The following is an 11,283-nucleotide window of genomic DNA, read 5'->3' as shown; positions in this document are numbered from 1 at the left end:
GGACCGTGGTCCACGCGGCGCGATGATCCCGTCGGCGGCCCGATGCCGCCGAGCCGGACTCAGCGGCGCTCGATGGCCTCGCGGACCGACCCCCAGCCCTGCAGGATCTCGCGGGCGTCCGCGTCGGTCTCCGCGGCGATCGCCTGGCCGCGCGCCTCTTCGAGCAGCTCGTCGATCACGACGCGGGAGCCGCGGTCGATCGAGGCCACGGCCGCCTCGACCATGGCGAAGCTGAGGATGTTCTCGTGCACCTCGCACATGGGCGTGCGGCCCTCGCGCAGCGAGGTCACGAACTCGATGATGGAGGCGTCGATCTGGTCGGGCTCCGGCGTGTCCAGGGCCTGCTCGATCGCGCGCTGCAGATCCCGGGTGCGATCCTCGTCCTCGGTGCCCAGCACCGGCACGCCGGTGCCGTCCCAGGTCGCCGAGCCGTGCTCCGCGCCGATGCGCCATTCGCTGTTCCAGTACGTCGGCAGACCGCGCGGGTTCCAGGTGCCGTTGTAGACGAACAGGGAGCCGCCGGTCATCTCGAAGGTGCAGGTGACCGTCGCGTCGCCGGCGTACACGCTCCAGGCGGGGTTGGCGCCGTGCGCGGTGACGGCGACCGGATCGGTGCCGGTGATGTACCGCGCGGTGTCGAAGGCGTGGATGCCCATGTCGCGCAGCAGCGGGTGCTGCTGCTCCGCACGGAAGCCCGTGTGCTCGTGGAACAGCGAGAAGAAGGCGCTGGTGAGCACCGTCGGCCCGTGCTCCGCGACGAAGCGACGCAGCTCCCGCACCTGCGGGAAGAAGCGGCGGGACTGGGAGACCATGAACGGCACCCCGGTCAGCTCCGCGTGGGCCATGAGGCTCAGCGCCTCGGGCAGCGTCTCGGTGACGGGCTTCTCCCCCAGCACCGGGATCCCGGCGTGCAGGGCCTTGACCGTCACCGGGTGGTGGGCGACGGGCACCGTGGGGTTGATGAGGATGTCGGCGCCGACCTCGAGGGCGAGGTCCACGCCGTCGGTGCCGATGGCGACCGCGCTCGGATCCTCGACACCGGACTGCGCGATGGACTCCGCGGGCATCCCCTCGACGAGGTCGGCGACACCCACCAGCTCGGTGACCGGGCTCGAGGCGATCACGCGCGCCCACCATCGCCCCATGCCGCCGGCGCCCACCACGACGGCGCGCAGCGGCGCCTGTCCGGCGGAGTTCGCGAGGGCGGCGTTCGGATCGGCGACGGCCTCCGAGGTGCTGCTGGCTGCGACGTGCAGATCAGATGACACGGGACACCTCGTCTCCGCGGTACCAGTCGCGCGGGGCGTTGGCGATCTTCACGGGCGCGATCTCGCGCTCCTCGGGACGCGCCCAGACCACTGCATTGGCGAGCACGCGCTGGATCTCGCCCTGCCGGTAGACGGGGTACTCCTGGTCGCCGGGGCTGAAGTAGAAGACCTTGCCCTTGCCGCGGCGGAACGCGGCCCCGGAGCGGAACACCTCCCCACCCGCGAAGGAGGAGACGAACACGAGCTCGTCGGGCGCCGGGATGTCGAACATCTCGCCGTACATCTCCTGGGCGGGGATGACGATCGGGTGCGGGACGCCGCGGGCGATGGGGTGCGAGCCGTTGACGGTCCACACCCGCTCCTCCTCGCCCTCGTTGCGCCACAGCAGGTTGCAGGTGGTGCCCATGAGGGCCTTGAAGGGCTTGGAGTAGTGGGCGGAGTGCAGCGGCACCAGGCCCATGCCCTCGTGGACGCGGCGCACGACGCGCTCGGCCACCTCGTCGGGGACGTCCCCGTGGGCCATGTGGCCCCACCAGGTGAGGACGTCGGTCCGGGCCAGGGCCTCCTCGGAGAGGGACTCCTCGATGTCGTCGAGCAGGGCGATCCTCACCTCCGCGTCCACGCCGTCGGCCGCGAGGAGCTCGCGCAGCCCCTCGGCGATCACGGTGTGCATCCCCTCCGGGTAGACCTCCTGGACCTTGGGGTCGACCTTCTCGTGCCGGTTCTCGCCGAAAACGGCGATGCGCAGTGTCATTGCGATTCTTCGTCCTGTCGCTGATCGTTCGTCGTTGGTCGTTCAGAGCACCGCCCCTGCGGACGGTGCGTCCATCGTAGGGGCGGCCGGCACCCTCTCGCGCCGCTGACGCGGCGCGTCGACTCCGGGTGCCGGACGGGTCCCGGCCGCCGACGGACCCGACGCACGACACGACGAACCGTGACCGGGATGTGACCTGCTTCTCACGGGAACCCGGCTATGGTCATCGACAGGCTCCTTCAATGGCGAGGGAGCCACTCCTCTCTCCGGGGCCGGCGCGACGGCACCCCGCCAGCTCGACTCCGGCCCGTCCGCATCGACGCGCTGACCACCGCGCTTGCAGTGCGCTGCGTCCGCGGGCGCAACGCCGGTCAACATGTCCCGACATCCGTCCCGGCGTCGGCGTGACGGCATTCCGCAGTCGCGATCACGCGAATCACCGGGAATGCGCAGGAGCCGCGCCCGACGTCATGGGAAGCGGGTCGGCGAGCTCGTCCCGGGGCACGCGATGCCGACCTCCGCAGTCGCGGTCGGCAGGCGGCGCTCGCTCTGAGCCCCCTCGTCACCCCTGCTCACGAGCGACTTGGCCACCACCGCCAGCGGCTGGCCCGATAGGCGCATGCGGAGCTCCGTTGCGGGATCGGCGAACTCTGCGGTGATGGTTCCTCCACACCTCATGGTTATCCACAGAATGCTCGTCTGTCTGTTCGATTGTCGGGGTTGTTCGTAGGGTGGTGGGTATGGATGAGTTCCGTTCTGCGCACAGCCGCCGCACCGGTGACGGGGGCACGCCCCGCCCTGGTGGTGGCGCGCCGCAGGACGCTCTCACCGCGGTCGCGGAGCGTCTGGCGGGGGTGGAGGCCAGCGATTCGGCGCGGCTGCTGCTGGCGGAGGTGACGGCAGCGGTGGCCACGGCGTTCACGACCACCAGCTCCGTGCGTGACCCGTTGCCGGATACCGCGCCGGACAGTCCCGCGGAGGGGCTGGCGGTGGTGGCGGGGATCGACCACCTCAGCGCCGCGTTGAGTGCTTTGGATGCCCGCTGGCAGGTCGCGACCCAGCAGCGGATCCACCACACCGACCGCGAGGCTGGCGTCCCGGCGCGGTCGCGGGGGAAGGGGGCGGCGCAGGAGATCGCCCTGGCCCGTCGTATCTCTCCGGCGGCGTCGTCGTTCTCCCTGGCCGCGGCGCGGCGGATGGTCCGCTCGATGCCGGAGCTGCTCGACGCCCTCCAGACCGGGGCCGTCACGACCCTGCAGGCCCAGACCGTGGCCCGGTCGTTGGACCACGCGTCGCCGGAGACGTGCGGGGAGATCGACCGGATGATCGGCGAGCACCCCGAGGCGCTGCACGGCAAGAGCCGCGGACGCCTGCGCTCGGACATCCAGCAGCTGATCCAGCAGCTCGAGCCTGACACCTCCCGCGCCCGCGCCGAGCGTGCCGCCCGCGCCCGGCATGTGACGATGACGCCGCTGGCGGATGGGATGGCGCGGGTGTCGGCGGTGCTGCGCGCGATCGAGGCCACCGCCATGATGAAGACCCTCCACACCCGCGCCGAAGCGGCCCGGGCTGCGGGAGCGAAAGACTCCGTGCCCGCGTTGGAGGCTGACGCCCTCGTCGACGCAGTCCTGACCGGCACGGACGATCAACACAGTCCCGGGCCGGGCCTGGATGTCGGGATCGTCATCACCGATACCGCCCTCCTCGACCGCGACGACGGCCAGAGCGCGAAACTCGAGGGCTACGGAGCGCTGCCCGCCCACATCGTCACCGACAGCCTGCTGGGGCGCCCGCCCGGCCACCTCCCTCGTCGTGGGGAGGCTCATCCGGATCGGGAGGTCTCCGCGGTGTTCCGCCGCCTGTACACCTGCCCGTCCAGTGGGCAGCTGGTCGCGATGGAATCCCGCGCCCGCGCCTTCACCACCGGACTGGCACGGATGATCCGGTGGCGGGACGAGACCTGCCGGACACCGTGGTGCAACGCCAGGATCCGCCACACCGACCACGCCACCCCCGTCCACGCCGGCGGGACCACCAGCTACGCCAACGGCCAGGGACTGTGTGCCCGCTGCAACTACCTCAAAGAACACGGCCTGTGGACCCTCGCACCCCTCACCAGCACCGGGGCCGGTACGACGCCGGCTGAGGCGACCACCAACAGTGACGAGACGCCGCCGCCCAGCACCTCCACGCCGACGGGCTGGCGTTGGACCAGCCCCCACGGCGCCCGAGGCACCTCCACCACCCCACCCCTGTTCACGAACCGATCCCGACGCTCCCGCGCCACCCGCCACCACGACTCCCCCGGCAACGACCCACCCTGACCACCCCGGGGCATGGCCCCGCACCGAGGCAGCACCCTGCCCCGCCGGCCGCACACCCCGGACCAGGCGACGGGCATCGCGATACGACGGCCGGGCGACGCTCCTCGCGCTCGTCACCACCCTCCAGCAGAACGACCCCGTCAGGTCCAGCGCGTGCTGAGCAGCATGCCGTCGTCGTGGAGCACCTGTTCGAGAGCGGCCGCCGTCTCCCGGTGGGCTCGTCGCGCACGGGTGCGACCGAGCCTCCCCCCGAGCTCCTGTCCGGCCGACTCGCCCCAGCGATACCGCACCTCGGTGCGGTCGCCGAGCTCGCGCAGGGAGATCTGCGCCGTAAGGAGGAACCGCCGGCCGGCGGGCGCCCCCAGCAGGATCGTGCGCCGTCGGCTGCCGCTCTCGAAGTCGACGCGCCCCTCGCCCCGCTCGCGAACGCGCCAGCCGCGATCCTCGAAGAACTCCCCCACCGCGAGCCGCGCCGTCGCCGCCTCGCCGCGGAGAGTGAACACCACCGCGTGCGGCTCCGCGCCGGTCACGATCGTGCCTCGCCGCTCGCCACCGGCTCCGCCCTCAAACCCGGGCCGCGCCGCGACCGGGACCGAGCCGGCGGAATTCCGCATTGGCGAGGTGGGGCACCTCGCGGTGATCGTGAGGATCCCGGTCGGCCCCGAGGGCGAGCGCGATCTGCAGCACGTCGCCGTGGGCCACGAGCACGACCGGTGCCGCGCCTGCCACGTCCGCGTCCGCGGCGTCGCCGATGGTCCCGTCGGCCTCACGCAGCACCTCGAGCACGCGCTCGGCGACCTGCCGCACCGGCTCGACCCGGTCCCGATGCTCGCCGCGCGCCCGGTCCACGGCCCACACCTGCTCGTAGGCGTCGGCCGGTCCCTCGTCGTGCGCACCGAAGCTGCGCTCCCGTAGCCGGGGATCCACGCGCGGTGCCGCGGCCCCGATCCCGCGAGCGAACTCCTCGGCGGTCTCCCGCGCCCGCGCGTAGTCGCTCGTGACCACCACGGTCCCGGGGCCGAGCCCCTGCTCCCGGGCCTCGCGCGCGCTCCGGCGGGCCTGCTCACGCCCCCGCGGCGTCAGGCCCACCTCGGTGAACGCGCGCGGCCCCGGCGTCGAGACGATGAGCCCCTCGACGTTGGCCGTCGACTCACCGTGCCGCAGCACCCACAGATCGCCCACCGCTCGCTCCTCGCTCAGGGGCCGAGGACCTTGCCGGGATTGAGGTTCTGCCCCGGGTCGTTGTCCGCGAACAGCCCACGGATCATGCGCGCACCCACCTCGCCGAGATCCTGCTCCATCCAGGGCCGGTGCTCGACGCCCACACCGTGGTGGTGCGAGACCCCGGAGCCCAGATCCACGAAGGTCTGCTGGACCGCGTTCTTCGCGTCGTAGTACTCCTGCAGCGCGGTCTCGTCGCTCGTGTACGGGAAGGCGAAGGTGAAGTACAGGCAGGCGCCGCCGTGGTAGCTGTGCGACATGTGGCAGAACATGAAGCCCGGACCGTTCGCCGCCTCGCGGACCGCGTAGTAGGCGTCGTACACCTTCGCGTGCACCTCGTTGAGGTTCGACCAGCTCGCGCCGGTCTCGCAGACGTCGCCGAACACCTGGTAGTTCAGCAGGAAGTCGCGCAGGTACGGGGTGTCGAACTTCTTCTGGTCGTAGACCGCGCCCGGTCCCGCGCCGAGGGTGACGCCGCCGTTGCGGGCGACGATCTTCTTCACGACCGCCTTCTCCCGCTCGACGCGCTCCTTCGACCCCTCGAAGCACACGTAGGAGATGCACATCTCCTCCTCGGTGTCCCAGCCCTTGGAGCGCAGGTAGGCGAACAGCCCGTCCTGCACCTTGCTCATGACCCGGCCCTTGCGGGAGGTGGGCTCCTTGACCAGGGCCAGGCTGAAGCGGGTCTCCGGGCCGTCGGACAGGCGGGTGAAGGTGGGCTCCACATCGGAGCGGGAGATCGCGTGCATGCCGCGGATCCCGCTCTCCCAGTCCGGGTACATGTACGCGATGACCTGGCGCACCGGCGCCTGGCGGTGCACCTGCACGGTGCATTCGGTGATGATGCCCAGCCGGCCTTCGCTGCCCAGGATCATCTCGTGGACGCTGGGTCCCGCGTCGCGGCCGGGGATCGCCTTGGTGTGCGCCACCCCGTCGGGGTGGACCATCCGCAGCCCCCGCACGATCTGCTCGATGTCCCCGTACTTGTCCGACTGCATGCCCGAGGAGCGCGTGGCCGCCCAGCCGCCGACGGTCGAGTAGGTGAAGGAGTCCGGGAAGTGCCCCATGGTCCAGCCCAGGGCGTTGAGCTGCTCCTCGAGGGCGGGGCCGTAGACCCCGGCCTGCACACGGGCCAGGCCCGCGGTGTCGTCGATCTCGAGCACCCGGTCCAGCCGGCCCAGGTTCAAGGTGAGGATCGGGCGCTGCTCGGTGGCATCCGGCGTCAGCGAGCCGGAGATGCAGGATCCGCCGCCGTAGGGGATCAGCACCAGGTCGTGCTCGAGCACGAGGCGGAGCACCGCCTGGATCTCCTCCTCGTCGGCCGGGTAGACCACCGCGTCGACCAGCCGCGCGAAGTCGCCGTGGCGCACGCGGAACAGGTCCGGCAGGGAGCGGCCGAAGGAGTGCACCACGCGGAACTCGTCGTCGTCGCGCAGGTTCTCCTCGCCGACGATCGTCACCAGCGCCTCGCGCTGCGCGGCGGTGAGACGGGAGGCGGGCGCCTCGTACGCGCTCAGCTCCGGCTCGATCGGATCCGGCATGGTGTGCAGGTCCAGGCCGATCTTCTCCTGGGCCAGCGGGGCGAAGCCCGGCTTGTTGCGCCAGTTGAAGGTGACGTCGTCCAGGCCCCAGCCCCACCACTTGTGGCGCTTCACCTCATCGGCGCTCAGGCTGCTCGCGGAAGAGCTCATGCGGAATCCTCCTCGTCCCGGGCGGCGCCGCCCAGGACCTCGTCGTGGTGCTCGTCGTACAGGTCTTTCACGCGGGCCTGGATCCGTTCGGTGAACGCGACGGCGGACTCCTCCTCGCGGGAGACCATCGGCTCGCCGAACACGACCAGCACCGGGGGGCGGCCCTTGATGGGCCAGTTGCGGCCCTTGGGCATCGCCTCGTAGCCGCCGACGATCGCGGCCGGCACGACGGGGACGCCGACGCCGATCGCGAGCGCCGCGGCACCGGGCTTGAAGTAGGCCATCCGCCCGGTCTGCTGCCGCCCGCCCTCGGGGAAGACCAGGATCGGCACGCCGGAGCGCAGCAGGCGCCGGGAGGTGCCCGAGTACTTGCGACTGCCCCCGCGGTCGATCGGGAAGGCGTTGAGCATCAGGCGCACGAAGATCCGGCGGTACCAGTGGTCGAACCAGTAGTCCGCGGCCGTGCCGGTGCACAGGTACCGGCCCTGCGCCCAGGGCAGGCTCATCGCCAGCAGCGGCCCGTCGACATGACTGGTGTGGTTCGCGACCAGCACGAACGGCCCCCGGATGCTCTTCACCCGGCGATGCGTGTCCACCATCGGGGTCACCGCCGAGTTCACCACCGCGCGGAACACCACCCGCTGCAGGACGAAGCGGACGTTCGCGCGCCAGCGGGAGCGGTACTTCGCCAGCTCCCCCTCCGGCTTCTCCCAGCCCTCGGCGCGCGAGCGCGCCGAGAGCGACTTCAGCAGTCGCTGGGGTCCGCTCCGCGCATCGCTGTCCGAGCTCGAGGAGCTCGCGGCGGGATCCTTCGGGGTCAAGCGATCACTTCTCTCGATTGCGGCGGTGGCTGAGCACCGCGCTGAGCCGGGCGACGAGGCCGCGCGGAGTGGTCCGCAGCACGGCGGCGATGAGCTTCCAGCGCTTCGAGGGGATCGAGACCGGCTTCCCGCGGGCGACGTCCCGCAGGCAGTCCTCCACGAGGCGGTCCGCGTCCAGCCACAGCACGCCCGGGATCGAGGAGCCCTTGATCCCGGCCCGGGAATGAAACTCCGTGCGCACCCAGCCCGGCATCAGGGCGGTGACCTTCACCCCGGTGCCGGAGAGCTGCACGCCGAGGGACTCGGAGTAGTTGCCCACCCAGGCCTTGATGGCGGAGTAGTTGTTCTGCGTGACCAGGGCGCTGACGGAGCCGACGTTGATGATCCAGCCGCCGCCGCGCCGCGCCATGCCGCGGCCGGCCGCGCCGCCCAGCTTCAGGACCGCCCGGATCATCACCTCGAAACCGAGGTCGTGCGGGGTGAGGTCCTCGTCCAGGAGGCTCGCCCGGACGGAGAATCCGGCGTTGTTGACGAGGACGTCGACGGGGTCGTCGTCGTCCTCGAGGCGGTCGGCCACCCGCTGCTGGGCATCGCGGTCGACGAGGTCGGCGACGAGCGTCTCGACCTCGACGCCGTACTCGCGGCGGAGCTGCGCCGCGGACTCGTCGAGACGTGCGGCGTCGCGCGCGACCAGGACGAGGGAGGACCCTCGCGCGGCGAACGCTCTGGCGAAGGCGGCCCCGATGCCTGCGGTGCCACCGGTGATCAGGGCCCTGTGCATGGCGGCTACGATACACTAGCGAGTCCCTGACCAGCGCTGAGAAGACCCCTGGTGACGAGCCCTCCAGGCGTGTCGCGCGCAGCCCGGGCACCGCCGAGAAGCCCCGTCCACAGAGGATCCCATGTCGCACAGCACTGTCCCTGCCGCTCCGTCCGCCGCCGGCGGCACCACCCGCGGGGGCCGCCGGATCCTCCTGACCGGGGTGACCGGGTTCCTCGGCCAGGCGGTGCTGCGCTCACTGCTGGAGACCACCGAGGACGTGCACGTCACGGCCGTGGTCCGCCCCAAGGGCTCGGTGAACGGCCGCAAGCGTCTCGAGCAGCTGCTGCGCAAGCCCGTCTTCGCCTCCTGGGCGGAGCTCATCGCCGCCGCGGGGCCCGAGGGCACCGACGGCCGGGCGGCCCTGCAGCAGATCCTCACCGACCGCGTCACGGTCCTCGAGGGCGACCTCACGGACATGCCGGAGATCACCGAGCCGCTGGACGTGGTCATCCACTCCGCCTCCTCGGTCTCCTTCGACCCCCCGATCGACGAGGCCTTCCACACCAACGTCGGCGGGGCCCGCAATCTGTACGAGGCGCTGCTGGCCTCCGGCCAGGACCCGCACGTCATCCACGTCTCCACCGCGTACGTCGGCGGGATCTCCAAGGGGCTGCGGCAGGAGGGCTCGCTGCAGTCCGACGTCGACTGGCGCGCCGAGTACGAGGCCGCGCTCGGCGCCCGTGCCCGGGTCGAGGCGGAGTCCCGCCGGCCCGAGACCCTGCGCTCCCAGATCCGAGCCGCGCGCCTGCGCGACGGCCGCATGGGCCCCAAGGCAGTGGCCTCCGCCTCCGAGGAGGCGCGCCGCGCCTGGGTCGACGAGCGCCTCGTCGACTTCGGCCGCACCCGCGCCCAGTCCGTGGGCTGGACCGACATCTACACCTTCACCAAGGCGATGGCCGAGCAGGTCGCCGAGGAGATGTGGGCCGGCAATGGCCACCGCGTCTCCTTCGTGCGCCCCTCGATCATCGAGTCCGCGATGCACAAGCCGTTCCCGGGCTGGATCGACGGCTACAAGGTCGCCGACCCCCTGATCATGGCCTACGCCCGCGGCGCCCTGCCGGAGTTCCCGGGCCTGGCCGATTCGATCCTCGACGTCATCCCCGTGGACCACGTCGTCAACGTGATCGTGGCGCTCGCGACCCAGGACGTCTCCCGTCGCGGCGACGAGGCCTACTACCAGGTGGTCTCCGGGGCCTCGAACCCGCTGCCCTTCCACGAGATGGTCACCGCGGTGCGCGAGTACTTCGTCGAGCACCCCCTGGAGGACGACAAGGGCCGGCCGATCACGGTCCCCGAGTGGTCCTTCCCCGCCGTGGAGATGGTCGAGCAGCGCTTCCGCGGCAAGGAGATCGCCGCCAAGGTGGGCTCCGCCGCGGTCGCCTACCTGCCGGCCACCCGCCGCACCCGCAGCTGGACCTCCGAGCTGCACAAGGCCACCTCGGGCCTGACCATGCTGCGCAAGTACATCGAGCTGTACCGGCAGTACACGAAGACCGAGATGGTCTTCGACGACGCGAACACCCGCGCGATGCGCGAGGAGCTACCGGCGGACTTCCTGGCCGAGCACGACTTCGACGTCACCGAGATCGACTGGAAGGACTACTTCCAGAACCAGCACCTGCCGGCCGTCACCGACCTCACCAAGGCCTACTCCCGGGCGAAGTCCGCGCAGCGCAAGCGCGCCGACCGCCCTGCCCCGGCGCTCAAGACCTCCGAGACCGCGCTCGCGGTCTTCGACCTCGACGGCACGGTGCTGGCCACGAACATCGTCCAGCAGTACTTCGCCGTGGTCCGCGCGACGACGCCCCGGCGCACCTGGCCCGCGGAGATCGGCGGCCTGCTCGCCGCGGTCCCCGGCTACCTGCGCGCCGAGAAGCGCGACCGCTCCGAGCTGATCCGCCTGGTCAACCGCCGCTACAAGGGCTACCGCGCCCAGGAGCTGCGCACCCTCATGCAGGGCGAGGCCGGGCGCCGCATCCGCGCCTCGATCCGCCCCGAGGCCCTCGAGACCATCGAGCGCCACCGCGCCGCCGGGCACCGCACCGTGCTCGTCACCGGGGCGCTGGACGTGCTGGTCGAGCCCCTCGCGGACCTCTTCGACGAGGTCATCGCGACCCACATGGACGAGGACGCCGCCGGGGTCATGACCGGCTACCTCGCCACTCCCCCGCTGGTCGACGAGGCACGTGCGAACTGGCTGCGCAAGTACGCCGACCAGCACGGCGCCCGGCTCGCGGACTCCTACGGCTACGGCGACTCCCATGCGGACGCCGCCTGGCTGTCCCTCGTGGGCACCCCGACGGCGATCGCGCCGGACCTCGGGCTGTACGCCGTGGCGAAGAAGAAGCGCTGGCAGATCCTGGAGTGGTGAGCGGGATGCC

General features: G+C 71.7%; 9 protein-coding genes. 2 read left to right on the top strand and 7 right to left on the bottom strand.

Translation table 11 applies throughout. The annotated features are described in order from the left end of the window. Nucleotides 1–59 precede the first annotated feature (59 nt). Together CXH06_RS06185 and CXH06_RS06180 are read right to left on the bottom strand one after the other, a co-directional pair. Nucleotides 60–1,268, bottom strand: coding sequence for a Gfo/Idh/MocA family protein (locus CXH06_RS06185; protein WP_157975634.1), 1,209 nt, complete (start codon nucleotides 1,266–1,268; stop codon nucleotides 60–62). Beyond that, the gene (locus CXH06_RS06180; RefSeq protein ID WP_114854279.1) at nucleotides 1,258–2,022 is read right to left on the bottom strand and encodes a ThuA domain-containing protein; all 765 of its coding nucleotides are present in this window, start codon (nucleotides 2,020–2,022) and stop codon (nucleotides 1,258–1,260) included. Before CXH06_RS06180 ends, CXH06_RS06185 begins: the two co-directional genes overlap by 11 nt. 740 nt (nucleotides 2,023–2,762) lie before the next feature. On the opposite strand from CXH06_RS06180, the gene CXH06_RS06175 reads away from it, so the two are divergent. Then, nucleotides 2,763–4,346 (top strand): HNH endonuclease, encoded by a 1,584-nt coding sequence (locus CXH06_RS06175; RefSeq protein WP_157975633.1) that lies wholly within the window; start codon nucleotides 2,763–2,765, stop codon nucleotides 4,344–4,346. 140 nt (nucleotides 4,347–4,486) lie between these two features. Here the strand turns inward: CXH06_RS06175 and CXH06_RS06170 are convergent, their stop codons facing one another. The 5 genes from CXH06_RS06170 to CXH06_RS06150 are packed head-to-tail and all read right to left on the bottom strand — an operon-like array spanning nucleotide 4,487 to nucleotide 8,860. Beyond that, complete coding sequence (locus CXH06_RS06170) at nucleotides 4,487–4,876, bottom strand: hypothetical protein (protein WP_114854278.1); 390 nt, start codon at nucleotides 4,874–4,876, stop codon at nucleotides 4,487–4,489. A 34-nt stretch (nucleotides 4,877–4,910) separates the two neighbouring features. Next, nucleotides 4,911–5,528 carry a histidine phosphatase family protein gene (locus CXH06_RS06165; RefSeq protein WP_114854277.1) on the bottom strand — a complete coding sequence of 206 codons (618 nt, stop codon included), beginning with the start codon at nucleotides 5,526–5,528 and terminating at the stop codon, nucleotides 4,911–4,913. 14 nt (nucleotides 5,529–5,542) lie between these two features. Then, a complete protein-coding gene (locus CXH06_RS06160) occupies nucleotides 5,543–7,258 on the bottom strand; it encodes an FAD-binding oxidoreductase (protein WP_114854276.1) in 1,716 nt (571 codons plus the stop codon). Beyond that, nucleotides 7,255–8,079: a lysophospholipid acyltransferase family protein gene (locus tag CXH06_RS06155; RefSeq protein WP_232820222.1), complete on the bottom strand. Its 825-nt coding sequence runs from the start codon at nucleotides 8,077–8,079 to the stop codon at nucleotides 7,255–7,257. The genes CXH06_RS06160 and CXH06_RS06155 overlap by 4 nt, the downstream gene beginning before the upstream one ends. Before the next feature lie 4 nt (nucleotides 8,080–8,083). Then, nucleotides 8,084–8,860 (bottom strand): SDR family oxidoreductase, encoded by a 777-nt coding sequence (locus CXH06_RS06150; protein ID WP_114854274.1) that lies wholly within the window; start codon nucleotides 8,858–8,860, stop codon nucleotides 8,084–8,086. Between the two features lie 121 nt (nucleotides 8,861–8,981). Between CXH06_RS06150 and CXH06_RS06145 the strand changes: the two genes are divergently transcribed. Beyond that, nucleotides 8,982–11,273, top strand: coding sequence for an HAD-IB family hydrolase (locus CXH06_RS06145; RefSeq protein ID WP_114854273.1), 2,292 nt, complete (start codon nucleotides 8,982–8,984; stop codon nucleotides 11,271–11,273). The last annotated feature ends 10 nt before the right edge of the window (nucleotides 11,274–11,283 follow it).

The organism is Brachybacterium sp. YJGR34 (assembly GCF_003347015.1).
In the GTDB taxonomy this organism is placed as follows: Bacteria; Actinomycetota; Actinomycetes; order Actinomycetales; family Dermabacteraceae; genus Brachybacterium.
Note: the sequence above shows the minus strand (reverse complement) of the source record. Positions and strands in the feature narration are given on the sequence as shown.